The sequence below is a fragment of the Cytobacillus sp. S13-E01 genome (assembly GCF_029193815.1).
Lineage (GTDB): Bacteria > Bacillota > Bacilli > Bacillales > Bacillaceae_L > Bacillus_BV.
In genome coordinates this window covers 46,740-65,011 of record NZ_JARFVC010000002.1, presented here as the reverse complement: position 1 = coordinate 65,011, position 18,272 = coordinate 46,740, and the positions used below count along the sequence as shown (strand labels likewise).

The following is an 18,272-nucleotide window of genomic DNA, read 5'->3' as shown; positions in this document are numbered from 1 at the left end:
TTATGCGATAATTTTAAAAGTATTCGGAAAGTGGGTTCTAAACCTTAGCTCTTTAATGTAGAATGAAATCGCAACAACACATACTAACCGGTTAGTCTGCCTGGCGATTAACAAATAATGAATACGCTTACAAAAAAACTAATTGTACCCAACAAGTGCTACAGATTTAGAGATTTGTAGATTATCTGGACCAACTGCCCGCTACTAGCTCTGGAAAAGTGTTACGAAGACTGTTAAAAGAACCATAAGGAAAGGAAGTATAAAGATGACAGATCAAATAAGGGATGTAGTTAGAGATTCATTAGAGGACTTGTTAAAGCGGAAAAAACGTGCCAAACTAGGCGGTGGTATCGATAAAATTAACCGCCAGCATGAATCTGGCTTATATACTGCAAGAGAACGAATTGATGTGTTAGTAGACAAAGATTCTTTTATGGAACTAGGTATGCTTAATCATTCCGATATGGTAGGGTCAGAGAGAAAAAGTGCGGGTGATGGCCTAATTGTCGGTCTTGGAAAGATAGACGGAAGACCGGCTGTTGTGCAGGCGGGTGATAAAACCGTATTCGCTGGGACTGAAGGTGCAGTTCATATCAGAAAGGCAAAAAAGGTACATGAGTATGCATTAAAACGAGGCTTGCCAATGTTTAATCTCCATGAAGGTGGAGGATTACGAATGCCTGACGGGATGGGCTCGGACGGTATTAGCGATAAACTTTTTCCAAATGAAATGCTTACACATAATCGTCAGGTTCCTTCAATCACAAGTATTTTAGGTGATAGCTTTGGGGGGCCAACCTGGACAGCAGTATCATCTGATTTTGTAACCCAACTTAAAGGAACCTGTATGGCAGTTGCTGGCCCAAGAATGCTAGAAATGGCAACGGGACAGCAAGTATCAACAGAAGAACTTGGCGGTTGGAAGGTACATGCATCTCAAACAGGGCAAATCGATGCCTATGGCGAATCAGAGGAAGACTGTTTAAAGCAAATGAAGGAGTACTTTAGTTATATGCCACTTAACGCAACAGAAGAAACTCCATTTAAGGAAACAAATGATGATCCATATAGACTTGTAAATCATGTGTTAGATATTTTACCTAACAAAGCTAACAGGGCTTATGATATGAAAAAAATCATCAACGAGCTTGTTGATGATCGTCAGTATTTTGAATATAAAGAGTTGTTCGGGCCTGCGCTTTTAACAGTATTTGCTAGGTTGAATGGTAGGACAGTTGGGATCCTTGCAAGTCAACCAATGAAGTATGCAGGGGCAGCTGGAGTACAAGAATGCGAAAAGGCAACAGACTTCATTTGTTTATGTGATTCATTCAATATTCCGATGGTATTTTTACATGATACACCAGGATTCCGTATTAGTAATGAAGCTGAAAAGTTAAAAATACCTACTAAAATTATGGTATGGAATCAAGCACTCGCACAATCAACAGTTCCGAAAATATCAGTGGTTATTCGAAAAAGTGTTGGTGCAGCATACGGTAACATGTGTGGCCCAACAATGGGAGCAGACCTTGTCGTTGCCTGGCCAACAGCCGAAATCAACTTTACTGGTCCTGAAGTAGGAATAAATGTGGTCTATGGTCGTCAGTTACAAGGTGCCGAAAACGTAAAAGAAGTTCGGAAAGAGCTTCTTGAGAAGTGGGCTTTTGATAGCTCACCATATAAAGCAGCAGCTAAACATCTCATCGATGATGTCATTGACCCACGAGAAACTCGTAAATTTTTATGTAAAGCACTAGAGTATGCTTGTGTAAAAAATGGTTCGAAAAGCGAACGTAGATTGGCGAATTGGCCAACTGGGTTTTAATAGAAAAATGGCAGTGGGGTTGTAAAAAATACCCACTGCTTTTTAAATGTATAAAAGAATAGGGTAATAGTTTTTTTGAAGGATTTCCGACAATGTCTCTTGAATAATTAAATATATTCGGATTAACGTATTAAAAACTTTATGAACTATAGATCATGTCGAGAGGAGAAATAAAGTTGACTAGCATCGAGCAACGTTTACAAGATTTAGATATTCAATTACCAGAAGCAATCCCACCACTTTATCATTATGTTCCTGTTATGATTCATCAAGGGGTTGCTTATATTAGTGGTCAAGTACCAAGAGTTAATGGGGAAGTCCCATACACTGGTAAAGTAGGTAGAGAGGTTACGATAGAACAAGCGAGGGAACTAGCCGAAATATGTGTACTAAAAGCACTAAGCGGTTTAAAAGCATCACAAGGTAGCCTTGACAGTGTCGAGCAAATTTTAAAAGTTACGGGCTATGTTCAGTCTGCACCAGGGTTTTCTGAGCAATCGAAGGTCCTCGATGCTGTTTCTGAATTACTTGAAAAGATATTTGGAGAAAAAGGGCGTCATGCTCGCACAGCTGTTGGAGTGGCGGAGCTTCCAGGTAATACTCCAATAGAGGTTGACTTTATCATTGCTGTGAAACCGGATGGGGGGAGCGAAAGATGATTTCCCTAAAAGATATTCAAGCCGCTAGAGAACGAATTGCAGACATCACGTATGTAACGCCAATTTTAAAATCAGAACAACTATCACAGATTTGTGGTAATCAACTCTTTTTAAAGTCAGAGCATTTGCAAAAGACTGGTTCGTTTAAGATACGTGGAGCTAGTAATAAAGTGATTCAAGCTGTTCAAGATGGTGCGAAATATGTAACAGCAGCATCTTCAGGTAATCATGGTCAAGCAGTTGCGTATATAGCGAATAAATATGGAATTCCTGCGACGATTGTCGTTCCAAAAGATGTTAGTGTCTGTAAGGTTAATGCGATTAAAGCTTATAACGGAAAGATAGAAATGTGTGGCACGACATCTGCGGAACGTTTACCAAGAGCAAAAGAGATTGCAATCCAAGAAAACGGATTATTTATCCCACCTTATGACGATCCTTACATAATGGCTGGACAAGGGACTGTTGGATTAGAAATAATAAATCAGCTTCAAGATGTTGATGTAGTCATTGTTCCTATTGGTGGAGGTGGCCTCATTTCTGGAGTACTAACAGCAATAAAAGAGAGTAATCCGAAAATAAAAGTGATTGGCGTCGAGCCTGAGATTGCGGGTGATACATACCTGTCCTTTCAAACTAAAAAGATAACAGCAATTCCTGGTACTTCAACCATTGCTGATGGATTACGAACAAACCAGCCAGGGGATCTAACTTTTCCTGTACTTATGAAATATCTTGATGACATCGTTCTTGTTAGTGAAGATGAAATTAGATTAGCTTTTAGTTTTGTAATGGAACGAATGAAACAACTAATAGAACCATCAAGCGCTACAACAGTTGCTGCGGCAATGTTCAATAAATTACCTTTTCAAGGAAAAAAAGTGGTTACCGTTATATCTGGTGGAAATGTGGATTTGGATAAGGTCCCTAATTTTATCGTAGATACAAATAGATTGTAATAGAAAAGTTCCCACCCTTTTTAAAACTATGAACATAATGTTGTTTGGATAACGACCCAGCAAATTATAAATCAACCTGAGGTACCAGTTTACTTGAAGGAAAATATTAAACTAGTTGATAATCTTTTATCAGGCGTTTCGTTATAGTAGCAATCGGGATGGAGTTCTGAGCTAAAGAGATCCAAAACATAGCAGCTAAAATATATAGGTGTCTGCCTTGTCCAGTATAGTTGTAGAAAACTATACTGACGAGACGGACACCTTTTTTTAATGTAGTGAATTGGGTTTTCTAATAATGATAAAAGATATTTTTCGAATGAAGTTTGGGAAGGTGCTTTTTATTTATTTGTTCATGGTAAAGATGGTTCATCCACAAATAACATTGTACAATTATCAGGCTTAGGATAACCCAAATCCCACTATTGATGATGATTTTGTCTAACCATAATAGACCCTTTAAGTGAGTTTCAAGTAGCTTTGAAAATGTAAATAACATACAGAATGTGAATATTCTCGACCATTGTGAAACATGATAAATCCATATTCCGTTCTTAAAACCAAAAAGCTTAATTCTTTTGATCAATCTATAAATTTCAATTACTTCAATCAAGAGAAAAACCAGTATTGCACATATCCAAATAAACGTTAAAACTGATAGTGAAATTGTATGTGAAAATAAACCAGCAAGACCTGTTATCGATAATGCACCATGCAAGATGCAATTTGTGTTGGTCCAATCATGTTCAACCTGCCATTTTTGAGTAAAGTATCTTTGCACAATGAAAATAGTGCTAATGAAGTAAAAGCATAGTCCTATTAAGATAAGTATTAGATTAATAACCTGAGGGGATTCGCTATTAACACTACTATTTAATAAAACAATTGACTGTGTGCTAACAGTTGTTAGCAGAATAACCCCATGAACCGTTTTTGAATGTTTCGTTTTAACTATTTCAAAAAAGGTCCTAATACAAATCAAAACATATACTAGCCAAAAAATAAAATTTAGATAGCTAAAAGCTTTTGCAATGATAGTCCAATGGGTAAAAGTATTACTTAAAAGGATAATCGAAATGGATGTACCTGCAACCCAGGTTCCAATACCAAACCGATTAATTGGATTACTAAAATGAACTTCTTTAAACTTTTTATCTAGTAATGATTTAAAAATAGAGAAAGCAAAACAAATCCATAAAGATACGACAATTAAACCAATTTCTTGTTCAAACAAAAAGTTTGGACCAAAAAAATTTGCTAATACACCTCGTGTAAAGATCCCAAAGGCCATAACAATAGCCATCGTATTTGTTGCAATGTGGACTCTGTTAATTAGAATAAGGTAAATAAGCATAAGAGTGAAAAGACCAAGCATAATCTGAAACATGATATCACCATCTAAAAGTATAATAGATTTATTTTACCATATTTAAAACTTCATAAAATGCTTATTTCCTATATAGTTAATCTTTATTCCCATCAGTAATGCCTCTTACCCAATTGAATCATATTCATGAGTTATGTAAAATAGTGTCATAAACAAATTCGTAATGGAAAAAGGTGTATTTTATGCAAAAATATATTGTCATAGGTGGGGGTATCCTTGGAGCATCTACTACTTACCACCTTGCAAAAGCGGGAGCAAATGTAACGTTGATAGATCGCCAAGATCCAGGTCAAGCGACAGATGCTGCAGCTGGGATTGTGTGCCCATGGCTATCGCAGCGAAGAAATCAAGCCTGGTACAAGCTAGCCAAGGGTGGGGCCAGGTACTATTCATCTTTGATTGATGAACTGGAAGCAGATGGTGAAACGGAAACAGGTTATAAAAAAGTAGGAGCAATCAGTCTACATACTGACGATAGTAAACTAGATAAAATGGAAGAACGTGCTTATAAGCGGCGTGAGGACGCACCAGAAATTGGTGAGATTACCCGCTTGTCTCCAGCTGAAACAAAAGCTTTATTTCCAACATTAGCTGAAAATTATGGTTCTGTACATATAAGCGGGGCTGCTCGTGTAAATGGAAGGGCACTGAGACAGTCATTGGTGAGTGCCGCAAAAAAGCATGGAGCAACATTTCTCCATGGAGATGCATCATTAGTCTTTAGTGATAACAAGGTACTTGGTGTAGAGGTTGAAGGTGAAACTTTACTAAGCGATAAGGTTATCGTAACAGCGGGTGCGTGGGCAAGTGAATTATTGAAGCCACTAGGTGTGGAATTTCTAGTTACAGCTCAAAAAGCGCAAATTGTTCATCTTAGCGTGATGGATACAGATTCTACTGATTGGCCTGTTGTCATGCCGCCTAACGATCAATATATTCTCGCGTTTGACGAAGGTCGAGTTGTTATAGGTGCAACACACGAGAATGATGTTGAACAAAACGATATACGTGTGACAGCAGGGGGACTCCATGAAGTGCTTGATAAAGCCTTGAATATAGCTCCAGATTTATCGAATAGCACCGTACTTGAAACTAGAGTTGGGTACAGACCGTTTACACCAGGATTTCTTCCAGTCATTGGGCCTTTACCAAACTACGAGGGAATAGTAATTGCAAACGGACTCGGTTCATCAGGATTAACAGTAGGACCATTTCTAGGGCGCGAGCTAGCTAAGCTTGCTATAGGATTAAACACAGAAATTGAACTGGAGCTTTATGATCTTGCAAATGCAATTGAGTAAAATACATAGAAAATTGGCTTTTCGATAACGCGTATGGTAACATAAATCTCTAAACAAACAGAGGACGTGATGATGTATGATAAAAATTGAAATTCCTACACCTGATATTACCATTACAGAGCGTAAACAAATTCCAAAAGAAAATGAGCCCGAGATAAAAGATATATATGGATTCATTGATTTCCACTTAATTCCTAGAGATAAAGGTGGTATATTCATGTTTTACAATATCAATGATGAACTTCTCTTTGTTGGTAAAGCACGGAAATTACGCCAGAGAATTAAGAAGCATTTTGAAGACACTGTTTCACCATTAAAAACGCACAGAGATGAAGTGCACAAAATTGAGATATGTATAGTAGAAGATCCAACAGAAAGAGAAATTTATGAAACATATATTATTAATGAACTACATTCGAAATATAATGTAGATAAAGTGTTTTATAAATAATAATGTAAAAAATGACCTTGGTATAAAAAACAGGGTCATTTTTAATTGAATTCAATTCGGAATCAAGTCCACATAGTAAAACCGATTCTTACCTGTATAAACATCCTTAGCAACAGTATTTTTATCTGAAATAGAAAAATCAATCTTTTCATTAAAAATAGGGCCATCAAGTACAAATGTATGAAACTCGCCATTTTCCCCACATGGATCCACATTACTAGGAAGCATGCTAAGAAACTCTTTATCAACTATTTTACCAACGAAAGATGGATTTAACTGTTCGCTATCTATACATGTAACAACTGTTTTATAGCCGAGAGTTAAGAATTCATCAATTAATGTCGTTGAACTTTCATTCCATAACGGAAATACTGGCGTAATCGATGTGTTTGCTAACATGTTCTCTCGGTATGTTTTAACATCTACCAAGAAAATGTCACCGAACATCATGTGAGTAACTCCGTCTTCTACTAATTGTTTATTTTCTTCACTCATGATGTTCTCATACATCTCATTTGAACACGGAGCGGGTATGAAAACCTTTCGTAGTGGAATCCCGAGTGAGAAAGCCTGTGCCTCTAGTAGACTTTCCCTAACACCATGGATACTAGACCGTCTGTGTTCTTCATTTACCGTTGTTAACAATGAATCAATTTCCCATTCACCTGCTTGAATAATCCGGTGCAAAGCAAGAGTAGAATCCTTTCCGCCGCTAAACGATATCACAATGCGTTTTTTTGCCATGAAAATCACCTCTAAGCTCTATCTTAAGGGTTAGTTAAAAAAATTCCAATATGGATTGATGGAAAATGTAAAATTCTTCGATACATAGTAAAACAACCCAAAAACGTTTAGGGCCGTCTTAGCCGATATAAGACTTTATTTTATTTCGTTTTATGGTTAATTCGTATCTTATAAGAATTATAAAGGTATTCGTATATCCTCGTATTTGTGGGTTCACCATATTTTTTGTACCATTCCTTATTTGATAAATCAACTAATTCATTACGTAGTGAATGATAGTCTTCTTTTGCCTTCTCTCTTAGGTCGAACGTGAATTTAGAGATAAAAAATAGCGCTACATTTATGAATAAATCCCTAACAAGATTTTTATTATTGAGTAGGTTGTCCAAAATATAGACATTCTCAAGGATTGCGATGTTAAAAAAATACTTAACAAAGGTAAAACTAGCACATGCGATAAAAGCATACAATACTTTCGTATGGATACTTTTTTTACGATTATGTTTGTCGTTTAATTCTATTAATCTCTTTAAAGAATCCTCATCTTCTTTAGAAATACTATTGTCTTTATGGTCCCATGGCGCGATTGCTAAATTTGACATGATATTCCTCCTTTACAGAAACTCTAGCTCTTATCTATATATGTATTTAATAATTTGCAATCCTAGAATAGGAAACCTAATTAACTAATACTAAATAAGGAAAAAGTATACTTTTTAAGTTAAAATTTGTACTTAAGCATGATTTTGTTTATATTTGGTAAGATATTAAAATGAAGGAGTGAATAATTTATGGAAAAAATTGAAGTTGGTGAAATTTTTACAATAACGGATGAAGAAAACGAGGACCAAGAGGTAGAAGTGCTCGGAGTGTTAGAACTAGAGGGTACTGAATATGTTGCAGTCAGTTTTGTTGAAGACCTAAGAGAAGAATCTGAAGTGGATATCGATATTTTCTTTTTAAAGATCGATGAAGAAGGGGATATTTCTGCGATTGAAAGTGATGAAGAGTTCGAAAAGGTTTCTTCTGCGTTTGATGAAATTTTGGTGGATGTAGAGTAAAAAGGGGAGGGATGAGTAACTCCCTCTCGTGCTAATTAAAGTCTTGTACCTTTAGTCCAATGGTAAAAAGAATAGATAAAGACTAGGTAGAGAATATAACCAATGAACGAATAGATGTGTTTCCATGACTCATGATGGTCAAAAAATCCTAAGGATTCGGCAAATTTTTCAAAAGCTGCCATCAGAAGGCTTAAGAGTAGAATTAGTACTGTTGTTGTTTGCCAACGCGTAATTTTGTCACAAACATAGAGAAAGATACTAATAAAATGCGGGAGTGCAATTAATGTAAATAAAACATTGATTGAAAACACATCAGATAGTATTCTTTTAGGGAAGGAATAGCTCCCTACTCCTACAAAGTACAAATCTAAATAAGTCCCAAGCAATGATGCTAGAAGCATTGCAGGTACCATTACTTTAATCTTAATCCAGAAAGGGGATCGCTTTTTTGGTGAATGCTGCAAGTTCGAGTCTTTCCAGTGTTTTACAATACTCATCCTTAACCTCTCCATCTACTGTTTCTCCTGAATCTATGAAATACTCAATTACCTGCCAATCTTTAAACCAGTCTTCAATTTCTGCACTGTCATGTTCTTTATTCTTCCATGCGAATTCTAGCTTAGGACTATAGATTCGTGAAAAGCCTGGGAGCAACTGACATGACCTTATTCTTGGTGTTAAGATTTTTCCCGGTGTACTTGCATCAACATCATTAAAAAGATGTGGCCAGAAATCCTTTCTAGAACCTGTATGAGGAATTCTATTTGCCCATTTTTCCGACATCCTTAGCCGGTTATGATCCTGGAATAATAATGCATACAATCTTTTACCTAAAAGAATTCTTTCATCTAAACTTGTAAAATGATGCAGTGTTTGCCCGATAACCATTAATTTTCCGTTATCTTCATAGGGAAAGAGGATATGATTCATAGACAGGAAATCCTGCAATTTGAATTCTAATGTACTAAATACTTCCTTCTTAAATACAGGGTTTTCAATCACTCTTAATTCTAAATAGCTTTGCTCATTAACTATGAGAGCAATTGTAAGCAAATAGGTGTCTCTATCCTCCCAAAACTTATTCCAAAGCGTTTCCATAAAAGAAGACACATGAAGATATGGGAGTAAGTAAAATAGACTTCTTCCTCTTTTTAGGCTTTCTTCATAAACCAAAAATTGAGGGTAGGCATCTTGAAATATTAGCCAATTACCACGCTCTAAGAAAGAGAAGAAGGAAACCCCTTCTTTTTTAGTGAGCAATCTTGACAGTATGCCTCCTTTTAAATCAGTCATATTCCATCCGCCGTTCCGAGAGACCATATGTCCTAAAAATGCCCAATGAATTTCAGGGTGGCGATTATAAAACTCAAGGTATGCTCTTGTTCTAGTTACATTATTTGTATTGAGTGTCCTCGTTAATGACTTGATGTGAGTAATTAGGTCCTGATCAGCCTGTGACAGGTAAACTTTCTTTTCATTTTTTTTCGTAGTAGCTTTTAACTCCTTTTTAATTTTCACAAGAGATTCAGAAAGTGGTCTTTTAGTAGACTTTAAAAGCTGACACAACATATGTTCCACCTCCTTAGATGAATTCTCTTGTAAACCTACGAATATGTATTTATATAAGAGGAATTTAAGGGAGGGAAATGGATTTTATGAAAAAAAGAATTAGAAACGGAATGAATCAGATTATAGAAACGTTAAGAAAAGACCAATCTCCCAATGGCTCATGGAATTATCCATTTGAAACAGGTATATCAACTGACTGCTATATGATTATTTTATTAAGGTCACTTGAAATAAATGATGAAAATTTAATTAAGCAGCTTTCAAAACGGATACTTTATAAGCAGAAAAAAAACGGAGCATGGAAGCTTTTTGAAGATGAACCTGTTGGAAATAGTACGAGTACGTTTGAAGCCTATTATGCACTTTTATACTCAGGCTATTATGAGAAAGAGGATCCAAGGTTAAAGGCCGCAAAAAAATTTATAGTTGAAAACGGTGGAGTGGAAGAAATTCATATGTTTGCAAAAATGATGCTCGCCATGACTGGACAGCATAAATGGCCAGCTTTTTTCCCTGTTCCGATAGAGATGATCTTACTCCCTACCTCATTCCCAGTAAATTTTTATAGTTTTTCCGAATTTGGCAGAGCAAACCTAGCTCCAATTATGATTTTAGCTGATAAGAAATATAGTCTAAAGACTGAAAAAAGCCCTGATTTATCAGATTTGTATAGTAGCAGAGAGGGGCAAATTAATGACCAAGTTTTTGATTTTAGGGATTTAGAATGGAGATCACTTTATACTGATCTAAAAAAAGGAATTAGTAGCTTTATAGGTTTACCCAACGAAATTCACAAACTTGCCACCGAACATACAAAACAATACATGTTATCACGTATAGAACCTGATGGAACCTTTTTTGGTTACTTTAGCTCAACCTTTTTGATGATTTTTGCCTTAATGTCCCTTGGCTATTCAAAATCTCATCCAATTATCACCAGAGCCGTTAAAGGTTTAAAATCGATGAAGTGTGAAATTAACGGGTTACCACATATGCAATATACGACAGCAACTGTTTGGAATACATCGCTAATCAATTATGCACTACAGGAAGCGGGACTTTCTTCTTCGGATGTGATGGTAAAAACTGCAAACCGCTATTTGCTAAGTCGCCAGCATTATAAATTTGGTGATTGGGTTGTTCACAATCCCTCTGGCTTCCCAGGTGGATGGGGATTTGCCGATGTAAATACAATTCACCCAGACGTTGATGATACAACTGCTTCTTTGAGGTCGATTGCGAGAAGTGTACAAATTGATTCGAATTTTTTTCAATCCTGGGAAAGAGGGGTTCTCTGGGTTTTATCCATGCAAAATAATGATGGTGGCTGGCCAGCTTTTGAAAAAAATACTAACAGCAAATTGCTGCAGCTATTACCGATTGAAAAGGCTGAATTTATTCTAACAGATCCTTCGTCTGCTGATTTAACCGGAAGAACACTTGAATTTTTCGGGAAGTTTACGAATTTAACGAAGAATCATCCATCAATTAAGGCAGGAGTAAACTGGTTAAATAAAAATCAACAAAAGGATGGTTCGTGGTATGGACGCTGGGGGATTTGTTATATTTATGGAACCTGGGCTGCCATTACTGGATTGAGAGCAGTAGGTGAATTACCAACGCATTCTTCTATATCTAAAGCTGCAAAATGGATAATGGGCATTCAAAATGATGATGGTGGTTGGGGAGAGTCTTGTAAGAGCGATATCAATAATACCTATATACCTTTAAAATCAAGCACATTAACGCATACAGCTTGGGCACTAGATGCTTTAATTGCAACGTCAGATAAACCAACAGAAGAAATCAATTCAGGGCTAAATTATTTATTAGAAAACCTTGAAAAAGAGGACTGGACTACAGATTATCCCAAAGGACAAGGTATGGCAGGTGATTTTTATATTCACTATCATAGTTACCGGCATATATTTCCGTTAGTAGCTCTGTCTCATTATAAAAATAAATTCTCCTAGGCCGTCATAGGCTGTGTCCAACACTGTTTAAGTGTTCGCCCTAATTTTTTAGTCATTTCTATCTCATTTACAATTTTGTTGTTTTTTTTGTAGATAGACCTTTCCAGCTAAAGTAATTTCTAGGCTGGTACTAACAGTTGTTAAATGATGTAAATATTAGTATAATATAGTATATGAAAAATATTTAAATGTTTAATGGGCTGATGAGTTTACTATGGTGATCCACGACAGGAAGAATTTTAATGTTACCTTTTCGAAATAGCTCCACCGCTTCATGTAATGTACTATCTGCGTATAATTTAGATGCGTTTTGATTTGATTCATAAAATCCTTTACTGGTTGTTAGAAAAATTTTTAACCAGCATGCAACCACTCCTTTTTGAAAACTTTACTTGTATTCTCCATAAGACAGTTTATCCCTTCACGGTTTTTGAATTGTAGTAAAAGTAATACACAATTAACCTTGTAAATTCATAAATCTATTCAAAATCCGTTTACTCGTTTATCTTTGCCATGAAAAATGCAAGCTATATATATATGTAATCCAAACTCCAAAGCGGTAATAACAATAAACCAAAAACCATTCATTGACTAGATCAGAAAGGAATGAAGAGGAATGCTTGAAGGAATTAGGATTATTGATTTTTCCCAATATCTACCTGGCCCCCATACAACTCTACGTCTAGCAGAGATGGGAGCAGAAGTTATTAAAGTAGAACCACCTAGAGGAGACCCTGCACGTGCTTCTATTGGTAAAGAGGATACAGGGTTTGTTTTTCAAGCACAGAACCGTAATAAAAAAAGTATTACGCTAAATCTTAAGGATGATAATGATCGGGGAACCGCAATAAGCCTAATGAAAAGTTCCGATGTTGTAATTGAAAGCTTTCGTCCTGGTGTTACAGAACGTCTTGGTATTGGTTACGCAGACATTGTTAAGCATAAGCAAGATATCATATATTGTTCACTGACAGGCTATGGACAAACTGGCTCAATGCGTCAATTAGGTGGCCACGATCTCAATTATATGTCAGTTAGTGGTTTGCTTTCGCAATTAAAGGATGAAAACGGGCGACCTATTCATCCAAGTAATACAATAGCTGATTTTATCGGTGGAATCACAGCTAGCGAAGCGATATTAGGAGCATTGGTAAAGAGGGAGAGGACGGGTGGTGGTGCATATCTTGATATCTCAATCACAGATTCCTTGCTTCCACTAATGTCCAACCACATTCTTATTGAAAAAGCTACCGGGGAACAGAATGGCGTTCCGAGTTTAAATAGTAAGCTTGTTTGTTACCACATTTATGAAACAAAGGATGGTAGATTTGTCAGTTTAGGAGCTTTAGAACCAAAGTTTTGGAAAAATTTCTGTCTAGCATTAAAGAGAGAAAATTGGATTTCTGAGCATTTTTGCTCTGCGAATAATAAGAATTCTATTTTCATAGAGTTAAAAGAGCTATTCGCAAGCCAGACATTATCAGAGTGGACACAATTTTCGCTTGAAGTTGACTGCTGTCTTACTCCAGTACTTGAAACAAATGAATTAATTGATCAGCAGTTAATCAATGAAAGAGGACTGATTTTTGAAAAAGACGGGCTACGATATACCTCAACATCATATGTTCAGGAACAAGTTAGCCATATTAATACTGTCGAATCACCTCCAAAACTTGGTCAACATAATGATGACATTAAACAACTAAGTAAAAATTAAGTGTATTATTTTTGGTTGCGTAGTGTATTTATTTTGAAACGAAATCTCGAAATATGAACAGGGGCATTCTCTATTTTAGAAAATTTAAACAGCAATTAAAAGTCTGTATGTTACTTGCATAATATTTAATAAACTTTCGGAAATAAAGCTTAATTAAAATTGCAAACTTATTTAAAACATATATTGATTGATTTGGAGGAGATTAAAATGAGAGAAGTAGTAATTGTTGAAGCAGTTCGAACACCTGTTGGTAAACGAAAAGGGGCATTAAGCACTGTACGTCCTGATGAGCTTGCAGCTAAAATATTGAAGGAATTGGTAACACGTGCTGGGATTTCACCGAGCCTTGTAGAAGACGTTATTATGGGGTGTGTTTCTCAGGTAGAAGAACAAGCGGTTAATATAGCTAGGAATGCGTTATTAATCGCGGATTTTCCGATCCAAGTACCTGGAACAACGATTGATCGACAATGTGGTTCAGGTCAACAGGCCATTCATTTTGCATCACAGGCTATTTTGAGTGGTGATATGGATATTGTCATCGCAGGTGGAGTAGAAAGCATGTCACGGGTTCCGCTGGGATCAAGTATGAAAAATTCAACATGGAGTGAAGAATTGACTTCACGACATGAAATCATCCACCAAGGTTTATCTGCTGAACGGATTGCAGATAAGTGGGGATATAGTCGCGCTCAGTTAGATGAATATTCACTGGAAAGCCAACAGAGAGCTTTAAAAGCTCAAGAAGAAGGGCGTTTCAATCGTGAAATAATGCCTTTAGAAGTAACACTTGAAGATGGAACAACAACAGTTGTTAAGGATGATGAAGGACCTCGAAAAGGAACAACGATCGAAAAATTGGCAGCACTTCAACCTGCTTTTGCTAAAGATGGTAAGATCCATGCTGGTAATGCTAGTCAAATGAGTGATGGGGCAGCGGCAGTATTATTAATGTCACGAGAAAAGGCTAATGAGTTAGGGCTTAAACCAAGATTTCGATTGATTGCTCGTTCAGTTATAGGCTCTGACCCAACTTTAATGCTAACAGGTCCAATTGAAGCATCAAAACATGTTCTGAAAAAAGCGAATCTAACAATTGATGATATGGACACGTACGAAGTAAATGAAGCATTTGCTCCGGTACCAATGATTTGGTTGGAGGAAATGAAAGCTGATCACGCTAAGCTTAATCCAAACGGCGGTGCAATTGCACTCGGACATCCGCTAGGTGCAACTGGTGCGCGTTTGATGATTTCAATGATGCATGAATTAGAAAGAACTGGCGGACGCTACGGTCTTCAAGCGATTTGTGAAGGTGGCGGTATGGCTAATGCTACCATTATTGAAAGAATTGCAGACTAAAAGTTATATACGATTATAGTTTCTAAAAGCTTACGGATAGTTTCGGGTGGAGCTATCCGTAGATCCAAGAAAAAAGAGATTAAGATGATTTGGAGGAATAGATATGAAAATGCAAAACAGTGTCGCAGTCGTTACCGGAGGAAGTTCAGGTTTAGGTGAAGCGACTGTAACTCGTATTGTTGAAAATGGTGGCTATGCCACGATTCTAGATTTATCAGAAGAAAAGGGAGCTGCCTTAGTTGAAAAGTTAGGTTCAGACCGTGTTTTATTTGTTAAAACAAATGTTACGAGTGAAGACGAAGTCCACCATGCAATAAGCCAAACGATTGAAAAGTTTGGAGCCATACATGTGGCTGTGAACTGTGCAGGAATTGGTGCTGCTGAAAAAGTCGTTGGTAAGGATAAAGTCCATGATCTGGGCAACTTTGTTAAAGTTATCCAAATTAATCTGGTTGGAACGTTTAATGTTATCCGCTTGGCTGCGGAAAAGATGATGTTGAACACACCAAATGAGGAAGGGGAAAGAGGGGTTATTATTAATACTGCTTCTGCGGCAGCATTTGAAGGGCAAATAGGTCAAGCCGCGTATAGTGCTTCAAAAGGTGGAGTAGTTGGCATGACATTGCCAATCGCTAGAGAGTTTGCTAGACATGGGATCCGGGTTATGACAATTGCTCCTGGTCTGATTGATACTCCTTTGTTTGGGACCCTACCTGATAACGCACGTGAAGCATTAGGAGCAATGGTACCATTTCCATCTAGATTAGGATATCCAAGTGAATATGCGATGCTAGCACTAAGTATAATTGAAAATCCATTGTTAAATGGGGAAACAATTCGACTAGACGGTGCAATCCGGATGCAACCAAAGTAACAAAGGTATGCCTAGTCCCTCACTAATAAAATTGGGCGATGGGGTTGGTGGGGACTAGTTGTGATAGTCTTTTTTTAGAAGATAAGAAAGTATAAAAGTTTGTACCTAGTTTTAGTGTCTAGCTCCGGGCTCCCTGCGCTTTTCTTAGAAGGTTCATATTTTTAAATGTAAGCGTATTCATATATAAGGAGTGTCATATATGAGTAAACCTTATTTTACAGAAGAACATGAAATATTTCGGAAATCATTTCGTAAGTTTTTAGCACAACATGCAGTTCCTTACTTTGAAGAGTGGGAACAAGCAAAACAAGTCCCAAAATCATTTTGGCAAAAAGCTGGGGAGCAAAGCTTCTTATGTCCGTGGGTTGATGAAAAATATGGATTAGAAGCAGACTTTGCATACTCAGTAATCATAACCGAAGAAAAACCTGCTGTAACTGTTTTAGAAGCTGATGATGCAGAAAATTCTTTATACATCAGGTACAACAGGATTACCAAATGGGGTCGTTATTGATCATCACCGTATTCTTCATTTTGCACTAGGAACAATTCAATTATTAAAACGGGAGGAACTATTTCTTATATATTGAAAAAGAGACGAGATTCGAACTTGAAAAAGCTTATCCCAAATCGGTATTTTTTGAGCAACATTGCCACGACAATCCGTTAATTTGTTAGTTATTCTTTCCTTCCACTGATTCCATCTTAACCGTCCCATCATTCGTCAGAGCTTCTTCAGTTCTTCTATCCTCTTTAGTACCGTAATGATAGTTTGTTAATTTACCTGTATCCTTTGGCTGAAATTGTTCTTCTTTTTCCATCGTTTGCCTCCTCGTACATATGTAATAACAATTATATTATCAGTACTAAGTCCTTAAATTATGTACCAGAAAAAAATTTTAATAAATGTTCAAGGTGTTAAAGCTTTCATTTTTACACAACCTAAAGTAAGGAGGTGTGTGTATGTCAGACCAAGAAAATAACACAATTCAACATATTGATGATAATGGTGTGACAACAAGTCATAAAAAAGAAGATGGTTCTCTCCATGTCGAACATAATGGAATAGATTCAAAAGATGACTTTATAATAAAAATGGTTAAATCAGGGGCTTATAAAACAATGACGAATAATTAAAATGCACGTTTTTCATCCCGCGCTTAAGGGGCAGTAAAACCTCAACTGATTGAAGGTTCACTTTATAGTAAAAGCACTTTGGCTTTGGTGGAACAAGTGGAAAATATAACACGAACTGGTTTACCAAGGTGTCCACCTTTTATGACAGCAGTGATTTTACCATATATTCCTAAATTATAAATCCTGCACTTAAAAAACAAGGCTTAAACTATTAATATATTTTATGGCAAGTTGGTTTCTTGCCTTTTTTTGCCGATTTATTACACAAATGACGCAAGCTTGTTTGCTCCAACCATATTCAAAGTGTTATCATTTTAAAACCCAGGACTTAAGGAGATAATTACAATGATTGAAGAATTTTCTTAAATGAGAAAATTCTTAAAATAAATAGTCAGGTAGAAGAATTGGTGAATAAATTACATAAAATCTCAATTGAATTTAAAGTTTCAAGGGAAGACTACCACGATGTAACTACATTATTATACGAAGGGACTTTTGATATAAGGGTTAACGAAAAGGGACTCACCTTTAGAGGGACAATCCAGCAATATTCTACATCAGTAACAAATTTATATATTAAAGGGTAAGTAGGAGTTTTTAATTTAAGCTTACTTGAAGTAAGTGAACAGATAGAACGACTAATGAGAGGGGGTAAAAAATGTATTCCTTTAGAGGGGATGCTCATAAAACATATCTTAGGTTAAAAAAAGCTGCTAATAAAAATCAATCTTTTAAACATATGAAAGAATTATTAGAAATCGAAGAAATCCAAGGCCTGTACCAAAAAATTGATAGCAGTACATTAAAGTTGATTTATTACCGTATGATTAAAGAAAAAAATGGCTCAGGAATTGTACCTCTATTTGTTACCGCTGTACCATGGTTTTTCTTTTTATTTTCAAAGCAACTACAGGAATTTCTATTTAAAGAGGGAAGTATTCTCTGGGTTATTTTTGGTTTTATTTACTTCTTTACGTTAACAATCACTGTGGTTATTCATTTTCGTGAAAAGGCATGGGCTGCTATTCATATCGAAATTATACAAGATATTTTAAATGAAAGAACTGAGCTTAAAAGTAATAAGGATAGTTCTGTTTAGAAAAAAGAGAGACTTAGGTATACAAATAATCTCAGGAGACAAACTTTATTTATAAGCTTGTCTCCAATAACAAAAAAATTAATACTGCGGATCATTATAACTGATAATAAATTTGATTAGTTTTGATTCTAGGTAAAATTTAGTGTATTTGAAA

The 18,272-nt window shown here is 36.2% G+C and carries 21 protein-coding genes; 15 read left to right on the top strand and 6 right to left on the bottom strand.

From position 1 onward, the window contains the following. The first annotated feature begins 265 nt into the window (after positions 1–265). The 3 genes from PY093_RS02205 (at position 266) to PY093_RS02195 (ending at position 3,446) form a co-directional block, all read left to right on the top strand. On the top strand, positions 266–1,828 hold the full coding sequence (locus PY093_RS02205; RefSeq protein WP_275644237.1) for an acyl-CoA carboxylase subunit beta: 1,563 nt from the start codon (positions 266–268) through the stop codon (positions 1,826–1,828). A gap of 176 nt (positions 1,829–2,004) precedes the next feature. After that, a complete protein-coding gene (locus PY093_RS02200) occupies positions 2,005–2,487 on the top strand; it encodes a RidA family protein (RefSeq protein ID WP_275644236.1) in 483 nt (160 codons plus the stop codon). Continuing rightward, a complete protein-coding gene (locus PY093_RS02195; RefSeq protein WP_275644235.1) occupies positions 2,484–3,446 on the top strand; it encodes a threonine ammonia-lyase in 963 nt (320 codons plus the stop codon). The genes PY093_RS02200 and PY093_RS02195 overlap by 4 nt, the downstream gene beginning before the upstream one ends. A gap of 289 nt (positions 3,447–3,735) precedes the next feature. Here PY093_RS02195 and PY093_RS02190 read toward each other — a convergent pair whose 3' ends face one another. Continuing rightward, a complete protein-coding gene (locus PY093_RS02190) occupies positions 3,736–4,830 on the bottom strand; it encodes a TDT family transporter (RefSeq protein ID WP_275644234.1) in 1,095 nt (364 codons plus the stop codon). A 182-nt stretch (positions 4,831–5,012) separates the two neighbouring features. On the opposite strand from PY093_RS02190, the gene PY093_RS02185 reads away from it, so the two are divergent. Continuing rightward, the gene (locus PY093_RS02185) at positions 5,013–6,131 is read left to right on the top strand and encodes an NAD(P)/FAD-dependent oxidoreductase (RefSeq protein ID WP_345774209.1); all 1,119 of its coding nucleotides are present in this window, start codon (positions 5,013–5,015) and stop codon (positions 6,129–6,131) included. Between the two features lie 76 nt (positions 6,132–6,207). Continuing rightward, complete coding sequence (locus PY093_RS02180) at positions 6,208–6,582, top strand: nucleotide excision repair endonuclease (protein ID WP_275644232.1); 375 nt, start codon at positions 6,208–6,210, stop codon at positions 6,580–6,582. Between the two features lie 51 nt (positions 6,583–6,633). Here the strand turns inward: PY093_RS02180 and PY093_RS02175 are convergent, their stop codons facing one another. Both PY093_RS02175 and PY093_RS02170 read right to left on the bottom strand, forming a co-directional pair. Beyond that, complete coding sequence (locus tag PY093_RS02175; RefSeq protein WP_275644231.1) at positions 6,634–7,326, bottom strand: Dph6-related ATP pyrophosphatase; 693 nt, start codon at positions 7,324–7,326, stop codon at positions 6,634–6,636. A gap of 140 nt (positions 7,327–7,466) precedes the next feature. Further along, the gene (locus PY093_RS02170; protein WP_275644230.1) at positions 7,467–7,928 is read right to left on the bottom strand and encodes a DUF2663 family protein; all 462 of its coding nucleotides are present in this window, start codon (positions 7,926–7,928) and stop codon (positions 7,467–7,469) included. Between the two features lie 189 nt (positions 7,929–8,117). Here PY093_RS02170 and PY093_RS02165 point away from each other — a divergent pair, with 189 nt between their 5' ends. Further along, complete coding sequence (locus tag PY093_RS02165; RefSeq protein WP_275644229.1) at positions 8,118–8,387, top strand: DUF1292 domain-containing protein; 270 nt, start codon at positions 8,118–8,120, stop codon at positions 8,385–8,387. A 35-nt stretch (positions 8,388–8,422) separates the two neighbouring features. Here the strand turns inward: PY093_RS02165 and PY093_RS02160 are convergent, their stop codons facing one another. Both PY093_RS02160 and PY093_RS02155 read right to left on the bottom strand, forming a co-directional pair. Continuing rightward, positions 8,423–8,884, bottom strand: coding sequence for a CBO0543 family protein (locus tag PY093_RS02160; RefSeq protein ID WP_275644228.1), 462 nt, complete (start codon positions 8,882–8,884; stop codon positions 8,423–8,425). Further along, positions 8,811–9,956, bottom strand: coding sequence for a DUF2515 domain-containing protein (locus PY093_RS02155; protein ID WP_275644227.1), 1,146 nt, complete (start codon positions 9,954–9,956; stop codon positions 8,811–8,813). Before PY093_RS02155 ends, PY093_RS02160 begins: the two co-directional genes overlap by 74 nt. 86 nt (positions 9,957–10,042) lie before the next feature. Between PY093_RS02155 and PY093_RS02150 the strand changes: the two genes are divergently transcribed. The 6 genes from PY093_RS02150 to PY093_RS21340 all read left to right on the top strand — a co-directional run bounded on the left by PY093_RS02150 (position 10,043) and on the right by PY093_RS21340 (position 16,472). Continuing rightward, a complete protein-coding gene (locus PY093_RS02150) occupies positions 10,043–11,929 on the top strand; it encodes a terpene cyclase/mutase family protein (RefSeq protein WP_275644226.1) in 1,887 nt (628 codons plus the stop codon). 616 nt (positions 11,930–12,545) lie between these two features. Beyond that, positions 12,546–13,646: a CaiB/BaiF CoA transferase family protein gene (locus tag PY093_RS02145; RefSeq protein ID WP_275644225.1), complete on the top strand. Its 1,101-nt coding sequence runs from the start codon at positions 12,546–12,548 to the stop codon at positions 13,644–13,646. Positions 13,647–13,853: 207 nt separating this feature from the next. Further along, positions 13,854–15,008, top strand: coding sequence for a thiolase family protein (locus PY093_RS02140; protein ID WP_275644224.1), 1,155 nt, complete (start codon positions 13,854–13,856; stop codon positions 15,006–15,008). A gap of 103 nt (positions 15,009–15,111) precedes the next feature. Further along, positions 15,112–15,882 (top strand): 3-hydroxyacyl-CoA dehydrogenase, encoded by a 771-nt coding sequence (locus tag PY093_RS02135; RefSeq protein ID WP_275644223.1) that lies wholly within the window; start codon positions 15,112–15,114, stop codon positions 15,880–15,882. A 199-nt stretch (positions 15,883–16,081) separates the two neighbouring features. Continuing rightward, complete coding sequence (locus PY093_RS02130) at positions 16,082–16,396, top strand: acyl-CoA dehydrogenase family protein (protein WP_275644222.1); 315 nt, start codon at positions 16,082–16,084, stop codon at positions 16,394–16,396. Then, positions 16,335–16,472: an AMP-binding protein gene (locus PY093_RS21340; RefSeq protein WP_481769263.1), complete on the top strand. Its 138-nt coding sequence runs from the start codon at positions 16,335–16,337 to the stop codon at positions 16,470–16,472. The genes PY093_RS02130 and PY093_RS21340 overlap by 62 nt, the downstream gene beginning before the upstream one ends. Positions 16,473–16,556: 84 nt before the next feature. Here the strand turns inward: PY093_RS21340 and PY093_RS02125 are convergent, their stop codons facing one another. Beyond that, positions 16,557–16,703: a hypothetical protein gene (locus PY093_RS02125; RefSeq protein WP_275644221.1), complete on the bottom strand. Its 147-nt coding sequence runs from the start codon at positions 16,701–16,703 to the stop codon at positions 16,557–16,559. A 142-nt stretch (positions 16,704–16,845) separates the two neighbouring features. Between PY093_RS02125 and PY093_RS02120 the strand changes: the two genes are divergently transcribed. The 3 genes from PY093_RS02120 to PY093_RS02110 all read left to right on the top strand — a co-directional run bounded on the left by PY093_RS02120 (position 16,846) and on the right by PY093_RS02110 (position 18,118). Then, positions 16,846–17,019, top strand: coding sequence for a hypothetical protein (locus PY093_RS02120; RefSeq protein WP_275644220.1), 174 nt, complete (start codon positions 16,846–16,848; stop codon positions 17,017–17,019). A gap of 356 nt (positions 17,020–17,375) precedes the next feature. Continuing rightward, on the top strand, positions 17,376–17,606 hold the full coding sequence (locus PY093_RS02115) for a DUF3219 family protein (protein WP_275644457.1): 231 nt from the start codon (positions 17,376–17,378) through the stop codon (positions 17,604–17,606). Positions 17,607–17,677: 71 nt separating this feature from the next. Further along, the gene (locus tag PY093_RS02110; RefSeq protein ID WP_275644219.1) at positions 17,678–18,118 is read left to right on the top strand and encodes a hypothetical protein; all 441 of its coding nucleotides are present in this window, start codon (positions 17,678–17,680) and stop codon (positions 18,116–18,118) included. Positions 18,119–18,272 lie beyond the last annotated feature (154 nt).